The organism is Streptomyces sp. EDA2-14, from assembly GCF_054963755.1.
Map to the genome: position 1 here is coordinate 67,643 of NZ_JBUEGE010000005.1, position 18,566 is coordinate 86,208.

Genomic DNA, 18,566 nt, shown 5'->3' on the forward strand with positions numbered 1-18,566 from the left:
CGCCGCTCAGCCGTCCAGACCCGCGTTCAGCAGCCGCCCCAGCGGCTTGCGGGTGGCGATCAGCGCAAGACCGATTCCGATGCCGCACACGGCCGTGATGGTGAAGTACGAGGCGTTGTCGATCGCGGTGAACAGCTGGCCGAGCAGGCCCGCGAGCGATGACCCCAGGGCGAGCGTCAGGAAATTGAGGCCGACCATCTGGGAGCGGAAGGTCCGCGGGCCGATCCGGGTGGCCAGGGAAAGACCGATGGGTCCGACGAAGACCTCCGACGACCCGGCCGCCGCCATGAAGACGAGGATCAGGACCAGCGGGATCTCCGCGTTCCCGGTGGCCTCGGACAGGACCAGCAGGAACAGATAGGCGCAGCCGATCTGGGTGAGGCCGATGGCGACCTTGGTCACCGGGCCGGGCTGGCGCTCGCCGAGGCGGGTCCACAGCCGGGCGATCAGCGGTGTGATGAGGACCGCCGCGAGCGGGCTGACGGTCGTGATCCAGGCGACGGGGAAGGTCCAGCCGCCGATGTGCAGGTCGATGCGTTCGGTGATCAGGATCGAGATCGCGGTGAACTTCTGGAAGAGGAATCCGAAGTAGACACCGGAGGCGAGGAACAGCGGCAGATAGCCGAGGACGCGGCGCCGTTCGTCGCGGTCGACGGCCTTCGACGTCGTCATCGTCAGGAAGTAGACGGCCGCGGCGACCAGCGCCGTCACGGTCACCACCGTGGACAGGTTCTCGGCCCGCAGCAGCCCGGCGCCGACGGCGCCGCCCACCACCGCGAGGAAGCCGACCGCCGCGAGGACGGCCAGCGGGCGGCGGCCCGCCGGGAGCGGGTTGTTGACGGTGCGGGCCCGCTCGGGCAGGTGCTTCATCGAGACGGTGTACTGGACGAGGGCGCCCGCCATGCCGATGGCCGCGAGCCCGAAGCCGTAGTGGAATCCCAGCTCGTTCTGGGCCAGGCCGGTGGTGAGGGGGCCGACGACCGCGCCGATGTTGATGGCCATGTAGAAGTACGTGAATCCGGCGTCGCGGTAGCGTTCATCGGGGTGCTGGTCCAGGACGAAGCCCACGATCGAGGTGATGTTCGTCTTCAGCGCGCCGGTGCCGAGCACGATGCACACCAGTCCGGCCGCGAGCCCCGTGAGGCCGGGTGCGAAGGCGAGCACGACATGTCCCGCGGTGATCACCACGGCGCCGTACAGCACCATGTTCCGCGGACTGACGAGCCGGTCCCCCAGCCAGGATCCGAGGATCTGCGAGAGGTAGACGGCGCCGCCGTACGCGCCGACGATGCCCGACGCCACCGCCGGGTCGAGGGCGAGGCCGCCGTCGGCCACCTTGTACAGCAGGTAGAAGGAGAGGATGCCCTGGAGCCCGTAGAACGAATAGCGTTCCCACAGCTCGGTGAAGGCCATGCTCCACAGGCCGCGCCGCAGGGACCGCGTGTCGGCCGGTGCCTGCCGGGTGTCGTCGCGAAGTGCCGTGTTCGGAGACGGAGTTCCGGTCATTCGCTGAGTCCTGCCAATCTGGAGCCGACGCGGGCGATGAGCGAGGTGTTGTGGGAGTGCCGCTTCTCCTCCCAGCGGTCGGCGACGCCGAACAGCCGGTACATCGCGTGGACGCCGATCCAGCGCAGCGGTTCGGGTTCCCAGCGGCCCGAGTCGTGGTCGTTCCACGGCAGCCGCGCGAGGTCGGTGTCCCGTCCTTCGGCGCGGTCCAGGAGGGTGCGCGCGGCGAGTTGGGTGGCCGTGACGCCGTGGCCGGCGAAGCCGCGGACCACGCCGATGCGCGTCGCCGGGTCGAAGGTGACTCCGGCGCACCAGTCGCGGGTCACACCGATCGCACCGCGCCATGCGTGCTCGACGGTGAACGGCACGTCGGGGAAGAACAGTTGGAGCCGCTCACTCAGTGTGCGCACCGTGCGGGCGTCCACCCGGCCCTCCCCCGGTGTGCCGGAGTTGTACGCGTAAGGGGTGCCGCGACCGCCGATGGCGATGCGGCCGTCCTCGGTGCGTTGGGCGTAGACGAAGGTGTGGGCGGCGTCGCCCAGGCACTCCCGGCCCGCCCAGCCGATCCGCTCCCACACCTCGTCGGACAGCCGATTGGTCACGATCATCGAGGAGTTGACCGGGATGACCTCGCGGGCGCCGAGCGCGGGCACCTCGCTCTCGACCTGTCCCGAATACGCTTCGAGGCACGTCAGGACCGTCGTGCCGCGCACGGTGCCGCGCGGTGTGGTGACGGCGCCGGGTGCGATGCGGGTGGCGCGGGTGTGCTCCAGGATGCGTACACCCTTGGCGGTCACGACGTCGGCGAGGCCGTGCACGAGTTTGGCCGGGTCGACGCGTGCGGTGGTCCGGGTGTGCAGGCCGCCGAGCGCGGGGCCGATCGCGATGCGCTTCTTGACGGCGTCGGCGTCGAGGAGTTCGAGGTCGTCGGCGCGGTAGCCGCTCCCGAGGTCGGCGGCGTGGGTGCGTTCGAGGCGCTTCATCGCCGCGGGGGTGGTGGCCACGCGCAGGTGTCCGCCGCGCCACTGGTCCGCCTTGATCCCCTCGTCGTCGAGGATCCGCAGGACGTCGTCGACGGCGCCGTCCATCGCGCGCTGGAACGCGGCGACGGCGGCGGCGCCGTCCTGGCCCCGCCTGTGCGCGGCCTTCGCGTAGACGGCCCGGTTGCCGGGGATGAGCGGGGAGAGCCAGCCGCCGTTGCGCCCCGACGCGCCGTGGCCGACCTCCTCGGCCTCCAGGACGGTGATCTTCGCGGTGGGCTGTCGCAGGGCGGCGTGGTAGGCGGTCCACAGGCCGGTGAGGCCGCCGCCGACGATGACGAAGTCCTGTGTTTCGTCGGGTAGTTCCGTACTGCGTTCGGGCGGGACACCGGCGGTCCTGGCATTCTTGGCGTCCTGCATCCAGTGGGATATCCGGCCGTTGCGGTGGGCGGGCATCGGTGGCTCCTTCGTGCGCGTGCGTGGGCTCAGTAGGTGGGGGGTGCCATCGCCCACAGGACCCTGGCCTCGTCCGTGCCCGTGGCCTCGGCCACGCGGTGGGGGTCGCTGCTGCGGTAGTGGATCGAGTCGAGCGCGGACAGCCGGTGGTGCTGGCCGCGCACCCACACGTCCACCTCGCCGGTCAGGACGAGCAGCAACTCCTCGGAGCTGCCGTGGGTGTAGGGCTCGACGCCCGTGGAGCCGCCTGACGCGAAGTGGCCGAGGAGGACTTCGAGGTGGTCGAAGGAGCCGGGGGTGAGCTTGATCTTCGTGGCGCCCTCGCCGAACGACATCCCGTGGGTGTCCCGGAATCGCAGCACGGGCCCGGCCGCGCTGCCCGCCTGGTCGAAGAGGTCACCCACCGTCAGTTTCAGTACCTCGCACAGCTTTTGCAGCGTGCGCACGCTCGCGTTGGCCTGGTCGCGCTCGACCTGTGAGAGGTACCCCTCCGTGAGTCCGGTCCGCTCGGCCACTTCCTTCAGGGTGAGATGCAGGGCCTTCCGACGGCGACGCAGCCGTGCGCCGACCTCGGCCGGGCGGCCGGAGTGATCGTTCGCCATGGCCGGAACCTAACAAGCCTGTGGCCGGACAACAATGGGCTGTGCCCGTATCAAATTTTTCTTTACACGACGGATGTCAGCTGCTGGCCGCGGCCGCCGCTCCGGCCGCTCCCGCGGAGACCGCCGCGAGGGTGCGCAGTACCGCCGTGTTCACCGCTTCGGCGCCCCAACTCGACTGCTCCAGCTGCTTCGCCCGCTTGTAGACGGTGCCGGACCAGGGGACGACACGGTGCAGGCTCGGCAGGGTGCCGCTCGCGGAGAGCAGGCCGATCAGCGCCGCCGTACGGGCATCGGGTTCCGCGCCGTCCACCAGCACTGCGCGCACCTGCTCCAGGACGGCCTTCTTGTGCCGGGTGTCGGCCGCCCGCAGCGCCGTCGTCCGGAAGACGCCGAGCCTCGTCTTCTTCTCCTGCCGCACCATTCCACGCCGGACGAGCCGGTCGAGCACGGTCTCGCGCAGCCCGGTGCCGATCTCGATGAGGAGCGTCTGCACACCCCGTACCCGCTCGGCGACCTTCGCGTGGGCGTCGCGGAGCAGGGGGTCCGCCAGGGGTTCACCGGCGACGGCGTGCACGCGCAGCCCGTTCAGCCCCTTGCCCTGCTCGTCGACCCTGATGCGGCCCGCCTCGGCGAGCTCGACCAGCACGGCGCCGCCCAGCGTGTAGTAGAGCGTTCCGGCGCCCGCGATCGCCCCCGAGTCGTCGTCGAACATCAGCAGCACGAGGTCTTCGACGACGAGCAGGTCCTTGTTCATGAGCCCTCTTTCCGTTTCCGCCGACACCGGCGTCCGCACCGGCATGGACACGAATTCGACTTGCCTACCAGGAAAGCCGAGCGTAACTTTCCTGCTGGGAAAGTAAAGCGGGGACGGGAGGGCGAGACGCGTGAGCACGCCGGTCGACGCCGAACAGGCCTGGAGAGATCTGCAGCGCATCCGTGTGCCGCAGGAGCGGGTCTACGACGAGGTGGAGCGGTCCGCGGCGGCCGGCTCGGGCAGCCCGTGGGCCACGGCCGCGCTCATGTGGCTGTTCCTGGCCTGCCTGGGACTGGACCTGCCGGGGTGGGGCGTGGGCCTGGTCACGGCGGTGTACGTCGCACTGCTGGGCGGGCTGGTCGTGCGCCATCAGCGCCGCAGCCGGGTGCTCCTGCATCACACCCGGTGCACTCCGTGGATGCTCGCCACCTTCCTGGCGGCGGCGGTGGTGACCGGCGGGACGGTCCTGCTCTCCGGCCACCTGGTCGATTCGCTGGAACCGCTGAGCGGCAGCCTGATCCAGGCCACGGTCTCGGCGGCGGTGTACGTGCTGTTCGTGGGTCCGACGAGCCGCTGGGCCGCCCGGTCGGCACGGGGCCACGAGGCACGGACGGCGGCCCCGGGGCCGGTCGGCACGGGAGCGGCGGACACGGAGGCGGGCCGATGAGCGTTCCCGCAGGCTTCGACGAGCTGATCCATCCCGCCACCCGGCTTTCGGTGGTCTCGCTGCTTGCCGCCACGGAATGGGCGGAGTTCTCCTTCGTCCGCGACAGCCTCTCGCTCAGCGACTCCGCGCTCTCCAAGCAGCTGCACACCCTGGAGGAGGCCGGTTACCTGGAGCTCCGCAAGGAGGGCGGGGGCCGGGGCCGCCGCACCCGCGTGCGACTGACGGACCGTGGTCGTACCGCTTTCGAGGGGCACGTCGCGGCGCTCCGGGCCATCGTCCAGGGCGCCGGTTCCGCGGCCGTGGAGGCATTGCGCGGCACATAGCGCCCGGCCCGTCTGGGCCTGTCGTGGCGCGGCTAGGGTGACCGACATGGAGACCGGGAAGCCGAGCAGGACCGCGACGGCCGTCGCACGGGCCAGGGCGCAGCACCAGCTCGCCGACGAGCCGCGGGTGTTCACCGACGCGTTCGCCGTGCGCATCGTGGGCGAAGAGGCGCTGAGCGAGGGCGAGTTCGACCGGGGGCTCGACGAGGGGCTGGTGCGTCGGCGGCGGTTGTGGATCGCCGCGCGCAGCCGTTTCGCCGATGACACGGTGGCCGACGCGGTTGCCTCGGGGTGTCGGCAGGTGGTGGTTCTCGGGGCGGGGCTCGACACATCGGCCCTGCGCAACACGCACCCCGACGTGTGCTTCTTCGAGGTCGACCACCCGGACACGCAGCGCTGGAAGCGGTACCGGCTGGCCGAGGCCGGGATCGCGGTGCCGGACACGCTGGCGTTCGTCCCCGTCGACTTCGAGTCCACCACGCTCGCCGAGGGGCTCGCGGGAGTGGACTTCGACCGGGAGTGCGACACGGCGTTCCTGATGCTCGGCGTCGCGATGTACCTGACGCCGCCCTCCCTGACCGCCACCTGGCGCTTCGTGGCCGAGCAGGGCGGCCGCCCGGTCCTGGTGATGGACTACCTGCACCCGGCGGCCGGCGCGTCGGCCGCGTCCCTGGACGAACGGGCCAAGCGCGTCGCGGCCGCCGGTGAACCGTGGCTGTCGTCGTTCACGGCGGACGAGCTGCGGGGCGAACTGGGCGGGACCGGCTTCTCCGAGGTCGAGGACCATTCCGCCGCGGAGGTCCTGGGCCGCTACCTGGGCAGGACCGTCACGGACTCCCTGGGATCCGGCCACCTCGTGCGTGCCACGACCGCCTGAAGTCACGCCACCAGTTCAGCGCACGCCGACGCTAGGCCTTCCGCCCGACCCCGCCGAACATCGCGACCTCCGCGAGCTCCTCGGGGTCGCTCGTCTTGGGACGCCAGCGCGAGCAGGAGACGACACCCGGCTCCAGCAGCTCAAGGCCGTCGAAGAACTGGGCGATCCGCTCCGGCGTGCGCTGATGCAGCTTGGGGGTGCCGTTCTCGTTCCAGAACGCCACTGCCTCGTCCACGTCGGGCATGGCCGGGCTGGTGATGGTGTGCGACAGCACGAGGTGGCTTCCCGCGGGCAGCCCGTCGAGGAGGCGCCGCACGAAGCCGTACGGGTCCTCGTCGTCGCCGACGAAAATGATCACGCCGAGGAGCATCAGCCCCACCGGCTGGGTGAGGTCGAGGGTCTTGGCGGCCTGTTCGAGGATGTGGTCGACATCGCGCAGGTCGGCGTCGAGGTAGTCCGTGCGGCCTTCCGGCGTGCTGGTCAGCAGTGCCTGGGCGTGGCGCAGGACGATCGGGTCGTTGTCCACGTAGACGACCCGGGTCTCCGGGGCGATGCGCTGGGCGACCTCGTGGGTGTTGTCGACCGTGGGCAGCCCGGTGCCGACGTCGAGGAACTGGCGGATCCCCACGTCCTTGGTCAGGTACTGCACGGCCCGTCCCAGGAAGGCGCGGTCCGCGCGGGCGTAGTCGGCGATGCCCGGGTGCAGCTTGCGGATCTGCTCGCCCGCGGCCTCGTCGACGGGGTAGCAGTCCTTGCCACCCAGCCAGTAGTTCCAGATGCGGGCGGTGTGCGGCCTGCTGGTGTCGATACGGGTACGCAGATTCTCCGGCTGCGCGTTGTCTGTCACGAGATGCGTCTCCCAGCATGTGTTCGAACCGGCCCAGGGCCCACACCCTAATTCGTCGCCCACGAGGACGACGAACACGGGGCACCACAACTCCGCTGCGACGACATGCAGTTGTCCGCCACCGCACCTGCCCTCGGTGGCGGTCCACGACCGCCACCGACACAGGGGCGGTGCGGGTCACCCCGCCTGGGCCAGCGCCACCGTCCGCCCACCCAGCGCCGCGGAGAACCGGTCCGTGACCTCCGCGAGCGCCTCTGCGGACGGCTTCGCGACGACCAGTTCGCCGTCCTCGCCGACCGTGACGTCCTTGTCGAGCGTGAACCACCCCGGCAGGATGTGGTGGGGCCCCATCGAGTTCAGGACGGGGCGCAGGGCGTAGTCGAGGGCCAGGACGTGGGCCGTGGTGCCGCCCGTCGCCAGCGGCAGGACGGTCTTTCCTGCCAGCGCGAACTGCGGCAGCAGATCGAGGAGCGACTTCAACAGGCCCGAGTAGGCGGCCTTGTAGACGGGTGTGCCGATGACGACGCCGTCCGCCCGCTCGAACCGGGCGACGGCCTCGACGATCGCCGGGTGCCCGAACTGCGCCCCCAGCAGCGCGTCGGCCGGCAGGGTGCGCACCTGGAGCGAGGTCACCTCGTGCCCCTGGCCGCGCAGCCGGTCGTCGAGATGTTCCAGGAGCCGCGCGGTACGGGACGTGGCGGAGGGGCTGCCGGACACGGAAAGGATGGTGGCCATGGTGGGACCTTTCGTCAGAGGTGGGGATCAGTGCGGGCGGTGTCGCTGCGCCGTGCCGGTCACCACGCGCTCGACACGACCGTGACCGCGGGGGTCAGGACTTCGCGCAGTGCTTCGAGGAACGTCACGACCTCCGCGGCCACCGAGCGGTGCTGCTTGTCGTTGAGTACGTCGTGGTGGGCGCCGTGGACGACGGCCAGGCGCGCGGAGGCCAGCTTCTGCGCGGTGAGCGCGAGGGCGTCGCGGTCCGCCAGTGGATCGGCGTCGCCGACCAGGAGCAGCTGCGGGAGGTCCGTGGCGCTGTCGTGGGCCGCTTCGAGTACCGGTTCCGGGACGGGGGCGTTCAGCGCTCCGCGGCGTACGCGGGTGTCGTCGGTGAGGACACCACGGTGGGTGGGGCAGGCGGTGCGGACGTCGAGTTCGTCGTCCCATGCCTCGGTGGTGGCGGCCGCGCTGCCCGGGAGTCCCGCGAGGACCACGCCGTCCGCGCGCAGCCGGCGCGCCCGGGCCGGTTCCGCGACGAGGGCCGCGAGCGCCGCGGCGCCGCTGTCGGCGCCCACCAGGACCAGCGGGGAGGCCACGGCGCCGCCGGGTCCGGACGCCGTGCCCTCGGCCGCCTCGGCGAGCCGCGCGTCGAGGGCGTCCAGGGTGGCGTCGAGGTCGTCGCCGCTCAGGTCGGGGGTGTCCACGACGCGTACGCGGTAGGCGTCCGCGGCGAGCCGCCTGCCGAACCGCTCGTAGACCGCGCGGGTCTCGCCGCGTCCGGGCACCACGATGACGGTGCCGCGGGTCAACAGGCCCTCGGGGGCGAGGTGGTCGGTGTACTGCTGGGTCATCGCTGGGCTCCCAAGAGGGCGGTCTCGGTGGTGTGTCGGTTGGCCGGGATCGGCAGGCCGAGGTGGCCGCGCAGGGTGTCGGCCTCGTACGCGGTGCGGAACAGGTCGCGCTTTTGGAGGATCGGGACGACTCCGTCGACGAAGAGCTCCAGTTCCTCCTCGGTGCGGAAGGCGAGGTTGATGCCGTCGAAGGTGCCGGCGTCGAACCACTCCTCGATCCGGTCGGCGACGGTTTCCGGTGCGCCGACGAACGGCGAGCGGCGGAACTCGGCGAGCGACTGTGCGACCTGGCGCAGGGTCAGGTTCTCGGTCCGCGCGCGTTCGATGATCTTCGCGGCGCCGGTCCTGCCGCCCTTCTCGGCGAGGTGGGCGACGTCGGGGAAGGGCGCGTCGAGGTCGTGGACGCTGAAGTCGTAGGCGCCGAAGGAGCGGCCGAGCAGGGCGAGGTGGCGGTCGAAGTCGTTGTCCTCCTCGAAGATCTCGCGCTCGCGGCGGCGGGCCGCCTCGTCGGTGGCGGCGACGACCGGGCCGCCGTGGATGAAGATCTTGATGTGCTCGGGGTCGCGGCCGTGCGCGGCGGTGCGGCGCTTGATGTCGGCGTAGTACTCCCGGGCCTGCTGGAGGGAGGCGCCGGGTGCGTAGATGCCCTCGGCGACGCGGGCCGCCAGGTCGCGGCCCTCCTCGGAGACACCGGCCTGGAAGATCACCGGCTGGCCCTGCGGGGAGCGCGACAGATTGAGCGGACCGGCGACCCTGAAGTGCTCGCCCACGTGGTTCAGTTCGTGCAGCTTGGCCGGGTCGAGGAACACATTGCCCTCGACGTCGGCGGGGAACGCGTCGTCCTCGTACGAGTCCCACAGTCCGCGGGCGACCTCGACGAACTCCAGGGCCCTGCCGTAGCGGGTGGCGTAGTCGAGGTGTTCCTCGAAGCCGTAGTTGCGGGAGGTGCCGGTGTCGAAGCTGGTGACGACGTTCCAGCCGGCCCGGCCGCCGCTGATGTGGTCGAGGGAGGCGAAGCGGCGGGCCAGGTTGAACGGGGAGTTGTACGTCGAGCTGGCCGTGCCCACGAGGCCGAGGTGCCGGGTGTGCGTGGCGACGGCGGAGAGCAGGGTGAGGGGTTCGAGCCGGTTGAGGTAGTGGGAGGGGTAGGTGGCGTTGATGAACTGGCTGTCGACGATGAACAGGGCGTCGAACAGGGCGTGTTCGGCGGCCTGCGCCTGGCGTATGTAGTAGTTGATGTCGATGCTGGCGTTGTTGGCGACGCGCGGGTCCTTCCACAGACCGTGCTGGCCGGGGCCGCCGACGCCGTAGGGATGCAGCGCGAGGTGGATCTTCTTGCGGGGCATGCGTGTGCCTCTCTTCGAATGCTGTGGTGTGGCTCGTCAGGCGGGCAGCAGGGCGCGCAGCGCCTCGCGTTCACTCCGGTCGACGGGGGCGCCGTGCAGGGTGGGTGCGGAGCCGAGCAGGAGCCGGGTGTACGGGTGTTGTGGCTCGTTGACGACGGTGTCGGTCGCGCCGACCTCGACGAGTTCGCCCCGGTAGAGGACGGCGACGCGGTCGGCGACGCCGGCGACGGAGCCGAGGTCGTGGGAGATGAACACCAGGGCCGTGCCGTCCGCGCGCAGTTCCTTGAGGATCTCCAGGATCTGGACGCGGTTGGCGGAGTCGAGGGCGCTGACGGGCTCGTCGAGGATGACGAGGCGGGGCCGGGTCACCAAGGCCCGTGCCACGGCGACGCGTTGGCGCTGTCCGCCGGAGAGTTCACCGGGCAGGCGGGCCAGCAGCTCCTCGCTCAGGCGCACCCGTTCCAGGTACGCGCGGATCCGCTCGGCCGCCTCCGCGCGCGGCACGCCGCCGACGCGCAGGGGCTCGCTCAGCGACTCCTCGATGGTCAGGTCCGGGTCGAGGCTGCGCAGCGGGTCCTGGAAGACGTACTGGACGAGGCCTTGGCGGCGCAGGGCGCGCCACTGGCGGCGGCTGTGGGCGGTGACGTCCGCTCCCCCGACGGTGATCGTGCCGGAGGTGGCGGGGACGAGGCCGAGGACGGCGCGGGCGAGCGTGGACTTGCCCGATCCGGTCTCGCCGATGAGCCCGAGCGTCTCACCGGGTGCGACGCTGAGGGAGACCCCGTGCAGAGCCTGGCGGCGGCGCCGTCGGGGGCCGTAGTGGACGTCGAGCGAGGCGATGTCGAGGACCGAACCCGCTGATTCCGTGGGGGCGTTGTCACTCATGCGTCCTCCTTGACGGCATCGGCCGGCGCCTGCGTGCGGAACCGCTCCAGGCCGTACAGCTCGTGTTCGGCGATGAGCAGCCGGGTGTAGGCGTGGCGCGGGGTGCGCAGTACCTCGCTCGTGGGGCCCTGTTCGACGACGGTGCCCTCCTTCATGACCAGCACCTCGTCGCACAGCTGGGCCACCACGGCGAGGTCGTGGGAGACCACCACGAGGGCCAGGCCTTCGCGGTCCCGCAGGTCGGCCAGGAGGTCGAGGATCTCCGCCTGGACCGTGACGTCGAGCGCCGTCGTGGCCTCGTCGGCGATGAGGATGCGGGGCTCCGCGGCGATCGCGGTGGCGATCAGGACGCGTTGCAGCATGCCGCCGGAGAGTTCGTGCGGGTACTGGCCGTAGCTGAGTTCCGGGTCGCGCAGGTGCACGGTGCGGAGCAGTTCGACGGCCCGCTCACGCGCCTCGCGCCGGTTCAGGCCCTTCTTCACGCGGAGTACCTCGGCGAGCTGTGCGCCGACGCGGATGGAGGGGTTGAGGTAGGAGGCCGGGTCCTGGAAGACGGCGGCGATGGTGGTGCCGCGCAGCCGGGTCCACTGCTTCGCGGTCAGGGCGGCGGTGTCGGTGCCGTCGAGTTCGACGTGGCCGCGGGTGATCCCGAAGTGCGGTGGCAGGATGCCGAGCGCCGCGCGGCAGGTGAGGGTCTTCCCGCTGCCGGACTCGCCGACGATGCCGACGGTCGTGCCGGGCCTGAGGTCGAAGCCGACGCCGTGCACGAACTCCCGGCCGGTGGCCGTGTCAGCGATGTGCACGTCGCGCAGGGACAGCACGGGCGCGGCCCGGAGGTCGTCGCGGCGGTCCTGCTCGCGGTCGAGGTCGGTGGGCGCTGTCGTCATGTCGTACCTCCGGCGGTGGCGGTGGCGGTCTCGGCGCGGCGGTTCTCGCCGGTGCCTGCGGGAGTCCGGCCGATCGCGGCCGGGTCCGACACGTCACGGATCGCGTCGGCGAGCAGGTTCGCGGCCCAGACCGTGGCCATGATCAGGAGGGCGGGCGGGAGCGGGGCCCAGGGCTGCTGGCCGAGGTATCCGAGGTCGGAGGCGAGCAGCCCGCCCCAGGTGGGTTCGGGCGGCTGGACGCCGATGCCGAGGAACGTCAGGCTGGACACGATCACGAAGCCGGTGCCGATGGTCTGCGCGAGCGCGACCGCGAGCGGCGGCAGCACCTTCGCCCACACATGGCGCCGGACGATCCAGCCGATCGACGCCCCGGAGATCAACGCGGCCTCCACGTACGGGGATCGGGCCACCCCCAGCGTGGCGGCGCGGGACACCCGGTAGAACAGCGGTGACACCAGGACACCGGTTACGAGCATCGCCTGTGTGATGCCGTTGCCGAGCAGGGCGATCACCGCGACGGCGAACAGCAGGAACGGCAGCGCGACGAGGGTGTCGGCGAGGCGCAGCGTCAGCCACTCGAAGACCCGGCCGAGGTACACCGACAGGATTCCGGGGATCGCCCCCACGACCAGCGCGGTCAGGGCGACTTCGAGCGAGCCGAGGACGCTGACGCGGGAGCCGTCGAGGAGTCGGCTGAGCACGTCACGGCCGAGGTAGTCGGTGCCGAGCCAGTGCTCCCCGGAGGCGGCGGCGAGGGTGTCTCCGCTGGTCGCGAGAGGGCTCTGCGGGGCGAGCAGCGGACCGAGAAGCGCGAGGAGCGCGACGACGGAGAGGATGACGACGGCCACGCGGCCCGTGCCGCGGGCGAGGATGCGACGGATCATGGTGGCTCACACCCCCCGCTGGGCGGCCGGCGTCACGCGCGCCAGGACCAGGTTGACGATCAGGTTGAAGCCGACGACGAGGACGATCGACACGACGAGGACTCCCTGTACGGCGGGTACGTCGCCGGCCTGCGCGGCGTCGTTGGCGAAGCGGCCGAAGCCCTGGAGGCCGAAGATCCATTCGGTGACGACGGAGGCTCCCACGAGGGCGGGGAACTTCAGGCCGAGGGTGGCGAGCGTCGGGCCGAGGGCATTGCGCAGGACGTGTCCGAGGAAGATCCGCCGGGGGCTCAGGCCCCGGACCACGGCCCCGGTGACGTAGTTCTCGCGGGAGGCGGCGATCAGGCTGGTGCGCAGTTGGCGTGCGACGTCGGCGACGACGTCGCAGCTGAGCGCGAGCGCGGGCAGCAGGATGTGCAGCGACCACGGCCCGAAGCCCTGGGCCAGTGGTACGTATCCGGCGGAGGGGAACCAGCCGAGCCCGACGGCGAACACGGTGACCAGGACGATGCCGACGACGAACGCGGGCATCACCGAGATCACGGTGACGAAGCCGGTGACGGCCCGGTCGATCCAGGTCGTGCGGCGCAGCGCGGCGACGGTGCCGAGGACGAAGCCCAGGACCACGCCGATGACGAGGGCGGCGCCCGCCACGGACAGGCTGACGCCGAGGCCGGTCGCGATGAGGGTGGAGATGTCGGAGCCGCTGGTCCAGCTGGTGCCGAGCCGGCCGTGCAGGATGCCGCCCAACCAGTCGCCGTACTGGGCGAGGAAGGGCCGGTCGAGTCCCCACTGGGCCTCGACACGGGCGATGGCCTCCGGGGTCGCCTTCTCCCCCAGCTGGATGCGGGCCGGGCTGAGCCCGCTCATGGAGCGCAGCGCGAACGTCACGAACGTCGCCACCACGAAGACGGGGACGAAGATGGCGACGGAGCGCCCGACGACGGCCAGGATCCGGCCGAGCACGTGCGCGGTCCGGTTGCGCGTGAGAGGCATGCCGCTCACACCCCGGGCTTGATGGTGACGCCGGTCCAGTCGATGTGGGCCGGGTTCTTCGGGAGGCCGGAGACCTTCTTGCTCTTCGCGATGAGGTTCGGCTGGGAGTACGTGAAGACCAGCGCCTTGCTGTGCAGTCCGGCGCGGGTCGCGGCCCGGAGGACCTTCGGGTAGTCGGGGTCGTCGATGCGGGTCTCGCGGACCTTCGCGACGGCGTCCTCGAAGCCCTTCGGCTGGTACGGGGTGCTGAGGTTCAGCGGTCCGTCGGGGCCGAAGTGCGCGGTGAGGGTCTGTGCGGCCGCGTCACGGCCCGTCGTCGCGTACAGGGAGAACGTGAGGTCCTTGGCGAAGAACGATGTCGCCCAGTTCTTGTCGATCTTGATGTTGACCTTGATGCCGACCGCGGCGAGCTGCGACTGCACGATCTCGGCCTCGGGCTGCTCCTCGGGGATGACGAGGTCGAGCTTGATGTCACCCGCCTTGTATCCGGCTTCGGAGAGCAGCTTCTTCGACTTCGCGGGATCGTACGGGTAGGCGTTGGCCGACTTCGGGTCGTAGGCCACGTACCCCTTGGGGAACGGCTGGTCGGTCTCCTCGCCGTAGCCGAACGTCAGCTTGTCGACGAACTCCTGACGGTTGACCGCATGCCGGACCGCGTCGACGACCTTGTCGTTGTCGAAGGGCTTCTTGTTGACGTTCAGGCTGATGTTGGAGGCGTTGAAGCCGGGCTGTACGAAGACGTCGAGTCCGGCCTTCTTCGCGGCGTCGGCCTGGCTGGGCTCGATGTCCGCGAAGTTGTAGACGCCGGTCTGCAGACCGGAGACGACGGTGGAGGCGTCGGGTGCCGAGGTCAGCTCGACCTGGTCGATGTGGATGTTCTTGGCGTCCCAGTACTCCGGGTTCTTCTTCAGGACGGCCTTGGTGCCGGGGATGAGCTGGGTGACGGTGAACGGTCCAGCGCCGACGGGTTGCTGGTCGAGCTTCGCGGGCGACTTGGCGGCCTTGGGGCTGGCTATCTGGAGGACGCGCTGACCGAGCAACTGCGGTATCTGGTAGTCGACCTGCTTGAGGTCGACGATGGCGTCGAGCCCCTTGGCGCGCACCGATTCGATCGACGTGAGGTCGCCGAACAGGGCGGAGTTCTTCTGCTTCTTGGCCCGCTCGATCGCCGCCTTGACCGCGGCTCCGTCGACGGGTTCGCCGTCGCTGAACTTCTGTCCCGGGCGCAGATGGAAGGTGATCTGATCACCGCGCTTGTTGTAGTCCCAGCTCTTGGCGAGGTCGGGGACCGCGTCGCCCTTCTCGTCGGTGCGCGTCAACGACGCGTAGACCATGGAGAGTTCACGGAACTGGGCGCCGCTGCCGCCGACCACCGGGTCCCAGTGGCTCGGGAAGTAGGTGGAGGTCCACTTCAGGGTGGCGTCCCCGCCGGCCGCCGAGGCGCTGTCGCCACCGCATCCGCTGAGGGTGGAGACGAGGAGAAGGGCGGCCCCGGCGGCCGGGACGGCGGCACGGAGGGGTCGTCGGCGCATTCTGGGCATGGGGCGTCGGGACATGTGTGTCTCTCTGCGACGGCTCCCGCGCATCGAGGGCAGCGCGGAGGAGCGAAGGACAAGGCACGCGTCGCCACCGCGCGGGGTGCGCCGGGGCACACCGACGAGCGGGGCGGAACACGGTGAAGAGGGCATGACGGGTGAGGGGCTCGAAGAGCCGGCCGTCAGGAAAGAGCGCGCGAAGGGTCCGGGGAGCCGAGAGGGCCCCAGGGGGAGGTTTCAGGCACGCGGGAAGTTACGTGGAGAGGGAAGGTGTCAGCGACAGAGCGCGCTGCACGTGCGCCGCAGGTCCACGTAGCGGCACACCACGCCGGGGTGCGTCGTCAGCATGCTGCACATCCTGACCTGCCCGGTCCCCGGCTGTCAATGGACACCAATTGGTGTCTCATTACGCGGGATGCCGTGACGTCGCTGGTCAACGCCCTTCCGAAGGTGTCGAGTTGTTGTCGGCGCGTGTCGCCGGGTGCGCCTCGGCCTCGTCCGGCGAGAGCCACAGCGGTCCGTTCGCGGTGTCGACACGGACCGCCTCCGGGGGCGGCCACGGTCCGCTCGCCAGGGCCGTCCGCTCGGGCTCGGTCAGGGTGCGGTGGCGGCGCAGCGCCGCGTCGGCGGGCAGTGCCCGCACCGGTGCCGTCGCGCCGGGGCTCAACTCCTCGACGGCCGCGACGTACTCGCGGTAGGGCCGCCAGCCCGGCACCACTCGATGCCCCGATTCGCCGCGCACCAGGACCGTGGGCAGGGCGTACCGCAGCCCCTCCCCGTCGTCCGTCTCCTTGGCGGTGCCGGGGTGCGGAGAGTCGCCGGGCGGCGGCGCGAGCACGTCCGGGACCGGCCGCCGGGCCTCGGCGCGGTCGGCGAGGACCTTGTCCCGCACGGCTTCCGACGTGGCATCACCGCGCAGGCGACCCATGTCGAGGCCGGGCACGTCGCGTACGGCGGCCAGGGCGAGGGCGAGTGTGTCGGCGGGCTCCCCCAGGACGAAAACGGTCTCGCGCAGGCGGCGCAGCGCCCGCGCGGCCACCTCCTCGCCCTGGGCCTCCGCCGCCTTCGCCACCAGGGACGAGGGCCAGGAGCTCGCAGCGACCCTGCTCAGTCGGGCGGCGTAGGGGGCTCGCGTGTGTGCGCCGACCTCCTCGATGTACCGGGCGTACCAGGCGGTCTCCGCGGCGGGATCGGGAGCGGGGTCATCGTCGTCGTCGAAGAGGATGCAGTACACCCGGCGCCAGCGGGCCCGCCCCTCCAGCGCCTGCCGCAGCATCCTGAACGTCGGCTCGGAGCCCCAGGCCCAGGGGCACAGCGGGTCGGTGTACTCGACGACTTCGAGCGGGGAGGCCACGGGCCCGGCGCTCATGCGGCGCCCCGGGCGGCGACGGGCGCCGCCCCCGGTCGGGCCTCCGGCGCGGCCTCGGCCTCGGCCAGCAGCGAGGCCACCGTCACCCCGCCCAGCACGGCGGCGGCGTCCGCCTCGATCCGCCGCCACACCTCCGGCAGCCCCTGCGCGGCGCCGGAGTAGCCGAGCCCGGACAACGGCTCGCCGCGCAAGGTGATCAGCTCACCGTCGACGGCGCGGGTGACATCGAGCAGCGTGATCGCGTCGGCCGGCACACCCAGCCAGTACCCGCCCACGCAGCCGCGCTGGCTGCGCACGAGCCCGGCCCTGCGCAGCTCGCCCACCACCGACTTGAGGAAGCGGAACGGGATTCCCTGGGCGTCGGCGATGGCCTCGCAGGTGAGCGGTCGTTCGGGGGCGCGGGCCAGTTCGAGGAGCGCGCGCGTGGCGTAGTCCGCCTTCGCGGAGATATGCATGGGCACATGATGCCCGACGACGCTCGCGGGGCAAGGTCCACGGGAGCGTCGCCTCGATTGTTGCGGGAACATTGCCGCAGGTGAGAGGCAATGGACACCTCTTGACATCTTTTCCGTGGCCGCTCTAGCCTCCCCCTCATGACCGAGCCGTTGACGACACCCGGTGAGGGCTTCCACCCCCATCTCCACGACGCCCCGAACTCCTCTTCCACTCCCCTGCGTTCACGGCTGCACCACATCCGCGCCGACGGTCTGGACGGTGACACCGCGCAGAGCGGCGGCATGCGACGGTTCGCGGCCGTCAGCGGGAACACGGTGGGGTCCGAGAAGCTGTGGATGGGCCAGACCCATGTCGCCCCGGCGACCGCGTCCTCCGACCACCACCACGGCGAGTCCGAGACCGCGATCTACGTGGTGAGCGGGCACCCCGAGTTCGTGTTCCTCGACGACTCCGGGGACGGCGAGGAGGAGGTCAGGCTGCGCACCTCCCCCGGCGACTACATCTTCGTCCCGCCGTTCGTGCCGCACCGCGAGGAGAACCCCGACCCCGCCGACGAGGCCGTGGTCGTCATCGCCCGCAGCACGCAGGAGGCGATCGTGGTCAACCTTCCGAAGCTGTACGCGCTTTCGGATGCGGACGACGCGTAGCGGGCTCTGCGAGGATGGCACCATGAAATCGATCTCTTTCCCCGGTGCCAGGACGCCGTCCTCCAACGTCGTCCTCGGTCTGATGCGCATCGCCGAGATGGACGACAAGGACATCCGCGTCCTGTTCGACAGCGCCCGCGACGCCGGGATCAACAGCTTCGACCACGCCGACATCTACGGGCCCACGCGGCATGCCTGCGAGGAGCGCTTCGGGCAGGCGGTCACGCTGAGCGCCGCGGAGCGCGAGTCGATCGTCATCCAGAGCAAGGTCGGCATCCGACCCGGCTTCTTCGACTTCTCACGCGAGCACATCCTGCGCACCGTCGACGAGTCCCTCGCGGCGCTGCGCACCGACTACCTCGACGTCCTTCTCCTGCACCGCCCGGACACCCTGGTGGAGCCGGAGGAGGTCGCGGCGGCCTTCGACGAGCTGCACGCCGCGGGCAAGGTCGTGAACTTCGGTGTCTCCAACCACACGCCCGGCCAGGTCGAGCTGCTGAAGTCGGCGGTGCGCCAGCCGCTCGTCGCCAACCAGGTGCAACTGAGCATCACGCACGCCCCGTTGATCGCTCAGGGAATCGCCGCGAACATGGCGGGGCTCGACCAGTCGGTGAGCCGTGACAACGGGCTGCTCGACTACTCGCGCCTGCACAAGATGACCCTGCAGGCGTGGTCGCCGTTCCAGAAGGGCTTCTTCGACGGCGTCTTCATCGGCGACCGCGAGAACTTCGCCGAACTGAACACCGCGCTCGACGAGTTGGCGGCCACGTACGAGGTGACCCCGACCGGCATCGCGGTCGCGTGGATCACCCGGCACCCGGCCGACATGCAGGTCGTGCTCGGCACCACCAATCCGGGCCGGGTCGCCGAGTCGGCCGCGGGCTCGGACATTCCGCTCACCCGCGAGGAGTGGTACCGCCTGTTCCGCGCGGCCGGGCACACGCTGCCGTAGCCGGCACGGCCCCGCCTCCTTCGGGA

The 18,566-nt window shown here is 71.1% G+C and carries 20 protein-coding genes; 5 read left to right on the plus strand and 15 right to left on the minus strand.

The genetic code is table 11. The features are described from left to right. Positions 1–6: 6 nt before the first annotated feature. From ACY34M_RS15820 to ACY34M_RS15835, 4 genes are all read right to left on the minus strand, one after another. A complete protein-coding gene (locus tag ACY34M_RS15820; RefSeq protein ID WP_462717142.1) occupies positions 7–1,506 on the minus strand; it encodes a peptide MFS transporter in 1,500 nt (499 codons plus the stop codon). Then, a complete protein-coding gene (locus ACY34M_RS15825) occupies positions 1,503–2,942 on the minus strand; it encodes an NAD(P)/FAD-dependent oxidoreductase (RefSeq protein WP_462717141.1) in 1,440 nt (479 codons plus the stop codon). Before ACY34M_RS15825 ends, ACY34M_RS15820 begins: the two co-directional genes overlap by 4 nt. Before the next feature lie 29 nt (positions 2,943–2,971). After that, a complete protein-coding gene (locus tag ACY34M_RS15830; protein ID WP_462717140.1) occupies positions 2,972–3,544 on the minus strand; it encodes a helix-turn-helix domain-containing protein in 573 nt (190 codons plus the stop codon). Positions 3,545–3,620: 76 nt separating this feature from the next. Continuing rightward, a complete protein-coding gene (locus tag ACY34M_RS15835) occupies positions 3,621–4,298 on the minus strand; it encodes a GOLPH3/VPS74 family protein (protein WP_462717139.1) in 678 nt (225 codons plus the stop codon). Between the two features lie 130 nt (positions 4,299–4,428). Here ACY34M_RS15835 and ACY34M_RS15840 point away from each other — a divergent pair, with 130 nt between their 5' ends. The 3 genes from ACY34M_RS15840 to ACY34M_RS15850 are packed head-to-tail and all read left to right on the plus strand — an operon-like array spanning position 4,429 to position 6,165. Next, entirely contained in the window at positions 4,429–4,965 is a 537-nt protein-coding gene (locus ACY34M_RS15840) for a hypothetical protein (protein WP_462717138.1), read from the plus strand. Next, positions 4,962–5,288 carry a transcriptional regulator gene (locus ACY34M_RS15845; RefSeq protein WP_462717137.1) on the plus strand — a complete coding sequence of 109 codons (327 nt, stop codon included), beginning with the start codon at positions 4,962–4,964 and terminating at the stop codon, positions 5,286–5,288. Before ACY34M_RS15840 ends, ACY34M_RS15845 begins: the two co-directional genes overlap by 4 nt. A gap of 46 nt (positions 5,289–5,334) precedes the next feature. Continuing rightward, on the plus strand, positions 5,335–6,165 hold the full coding sequence (locus tag ACY34M_RS15850) for a class I SAM-dependent methyltransferase (protein ID WP_462717136.1): 831 nt from the start codon (positions 5,335–5,337) through the stop codon (positions 6,163–6,165). A 31-nt stretch (positions 6,166–6,196) separates the two neighbouring features. On the opposite strand, the gene ACY34M_RS15855 is transcribed toward ACY34M_RS15850, so the two are convergent. The 11 genes from ACY34M_RS15855 to ACY34M_RS15905 form a co-directional block, all read right to left on the minus strand. Beyond that, the gene (locus ACY34M_RS15855) at positions 6,197–7,012 is read right to left on the minus strand and encodes an SAM-dependent methyltransferase (protein WP_462717135.1); all 816 of its coding nucleotides are present in this window, start codon (positions 7,010–7,012) and stop codon (positions 6,197–6,199) included. A 177-nt stretch (positions 7,013–7,189) separates the two neighbouring features. Then, a complete protein-coding gene (gene ssuE / locus ACY34M_RS15860) occupies positions 7,190–7,747 on the minus strand; it encodes an NADPH-dependent FMN reductase (RefSeq protein WP_462717134.1) in 558 nt (185 codons plus the stop codon). Between the two features lie 59 nt (positions 7,748–7,806). After that, complete coding sequence (locus ACY34M_RS15865; RefSeq protein ID WP_462717133.1) at positions 7,807–8,583, minus strand: alpha/beta hydrolase; 777 nt, start codon at positions 8,581–8,583, stop codon at positions 7,807–7,809. After that, entirely contained in the window at positions 8,580–9,929 is a 1,350-nt protein-coding gene (locus ACY34M_RS15870) for an LLM class flavin-dependent oxidoreductase (protein WP_462717132.1), read from the minus strand. Before ACY34M_RS15870 ends, ACY34M_RS15865 begins: the two co-directional genes overlap by 4 nt. 36 nt (positions 9,930–9,965) lie before the next feature. Then, on the minus strand, positions 9,966–10,814 hold the full coding sequence (locus ACY34M_RS15875; protein ID WP_462717131.1) for an ABC transporter ATP-binding protein: 849 nt from the start codon (positions 10,812–10,814) through the stop codon (positions 9,966–9,968). Then, positions 10,811–11,701 (minus strand): ABC transporter ATP-binding protein, encoded by an 891-nt coding sequence (locus ACY34M_RS15880; protein WP_462717130.1) that lies wholly within the window; start codon positions 11,699–11,701, stop codon positions 10,811–10,813. The genes ACY34M_RS15875 and ACY34M_RS15880 overlap by 4 nt, the downstream gene beginning before the upstream one ends. Continuing rightward, on the minus strand, positions 11,698–12,585 hold the full coding sequence (locus ACY34M_RS15885) for an ABC transporter permease (RefSeq protein ID WP_462717129.1): 888 nt from the start codon (positions 12,583–12,585) through the stop codon (positions 11,698–11,700). Before ACY34M_RS15885 ends, ACY34M_RS15880 begins: the two co-directional genes overlap by 4 nt. Before the next feature lie 6 nt (positions 12,586–12,591). Further along, a complete protein-coding gene (locus ACY34M_RS15890; RefSeq protein WP_462717128.1) occupies positions 12,592–13,581 on the minus strand; it encodes an ABC transporter permease in 990 nt (329 codons plus the stop codon). Positions 13,582–13,586: 5 nt separating this feature from the next. After that, complete coding sequence (locus ACY34M_RS15895; protein ID WP_462717127.1) at positions 13,587–15,113, minus strand: ABC transporter substrate-binding protein; 1,527 nt, start codon at positions 15,111–15,113, stop codon at positions 13,587–13,589. Between the two features lie 436 nt (positions 15,114–15,549). Then, a complete protein-coding gene (locus tag ACY34M_RS15900; RefSeq protein WP_462717126.1) occupies positions 15,550–16,485 on the minus strand; it encodes a DsbA family oxidoreductase in 936 nt (311 codons plus the stop codon). Beyond that, entirely contained in the window at positions 16,482–16,940 is a 459-nt protein-coding gene (locus ACY34M_RS15905) for an RrF2 family transcriptional regulator (RefSeq protein WP_462717125.1), read from the minus strand. Before ACY34M_RS15905 ends, ACY34M_RS15900 begins: the two co-directional genes overlap by 4 nt. A 138-nt stretch (positions 16,941–17,078) precedes the next feature. Between ACY34M_RS15905 and ACY34M_RS15910 the strand changes: the two genes are divergently transcribed. Both ACY34M_RS15910 and ACY34M_RS15915 read left to right on the plus strand, forming a co-directional pair. Further along, positions 17,079–17,588 (plus strand): cupin domain-containing protein, encoded by a 510-nt coding sequence (locus ACY34M_RS15910; protein WP_462717124.1) that lies wholly within the window; start codon positions 17,079–17,081, stop codon positions 17,586–17,588. A 22-nt stretch (positions 17,589–17,610) separates the two neighbouring features. Beyond that, the gene (locus ACY34M_RS15915; RefSeq protein WP_462717123.1) at positions 17,611–18,540 is read left to right on the plus strand and encodes an aldo/keto reductase; all 930 of its coding nucleotides are present in this window, start codon (positions 17,611–17,613) and stop codon (positions 18,538–18,540) included. Positions 18,541–18,566 lie beyond the last annotated feature (26 nt).

Bases quoted from the DNA above. Each gene is read 5' to 3' on its own strand.
- ACY34M_RS15830 (WP_462717140.1), bottom strand. From the start codon at position 3,544: ATGGCGAACGATCACTCCGGCCGCCCGGCCGAGGTCGGCGCACGGCTG.
- ACY34M_RS15820 (WP_462717142.1), bottom strand. From the start codon at position 1,506: ATGACCGGAACTCCGTCTCCGAACACGGCACTTCGCGACGACACCCGG.
- ACY34M_RS15850 (WP_462717136.1), top strand. From the start codon at position 5,335: ATGGAGACCGGGAAGCCGAGCAGGACCGCGACGGCCGTCGCACGGGCC.
- ACY34M_RS15895 (WP_462717127.1), bottom strand. From the start codon at position 15,113: ATGCGCCGACGACCCCTCCGTGCCGCCGTCCCGGCCGCCGGGGCCGCC.
- ACY34M_RS15870 (WP_462717132.1), bottom strand. From the start codon at position 9,929: ATGCCCCGCAAGAAGATCCACCTCGCGCTGCATCCCTACGGCGTCGGC.
- ACY34M_RS15900 (WP_462717126.1), bottom strand. From the start codon at position 16,485: ATGAGCGCCGGGCCCGTGGCCTCCCCGCTCGAAGTCGTCGAGTACACC.
- ACY34M_RS15845 (WP_462717137.1), top strand. From the start codon at position 4,962: ATGAGCGTTCCCGCAGGCTTCGACGAGCTGATCCATCCCGCCACCCGG.
- ACY34M_RS15865 (WP_462717133.1), bottom strand. From the start codon at position 8,583: ATGACCCAGCAGTACACCGACCACCTCGCCCCCGAGGGCCTGTTGACC.
- ssuE (WP_462717134.1), bottom strand. From the start codon at position 7,747: ATGGCCACCATCCTTTCCGTGTCCGGCAGCCCCTCCGCCACGTCCCGT.
- ACY34M_RS15825 (WP_462717141.1), bottom strand. From the start codon at position 2,942: ATGCCCGCCCACCGCAACGGCCGGATATCCCACTGGATGCAGGACGCC.
- ACY34M_RS15890 (WP_462717128.1), bottom strand. From the start codon at position 13,581: ATGCCTCTCACGCGCAACCGGACCGCGCACGTGCTCGGCCGGATCCTG.
- ACY34M_RS15875 (WP_462717131.1), bottom strand. From the start codon at position 10,814: ATGAGTGACAACGCCCCCACGGAATCAGCGGGTTCGGTCCTCGACATC.
- ACY34M_RS15910 (WP_462717124.1), top strand. From the start codon at position 17,079: ATGACCGAGCCGTTGACGACACCCGGTGAGGGCTTCCACCCCCATCTC.
- ACY34M_RS15885 (WP_462717129.1), bottom strand. From the start codon at position 12,585: ATGATCCGTCGCATCCTCGCCCGCGGCACGGGCCGCGTGGCCGTCGTC.
- ACY34M_RS15835 (WP_462717139.1), bottom strand. From the start codon at position 4,298: ATGAACAAGGACCTGCTCGTCGTCGAAGACCTCGTGCTGCTGATGTTC.
- ACY34M_RS15905 (WP_462717125.1), bottom strand. From the start codon at position 16,940: ATGCATATCTCCGCGAAGGCGGACTACGCCACGCGCGCGCTCCTCGAA.
- ACY34M_RS15915 (WP_462717123.1), top strand. From the start codon at position 17,611: ATGAAATCGATCTCTTTCCCCGGTGCCAGGACGCCGTCCTCCAACGTC.
- ACY34M_RS15880 (WP_462717130.1), bottom strand. From the start codon at position 11,701: ATGACGACAGCGCCCACCGACCTCGACCGCGAGCAGGACCGCCGCGAC.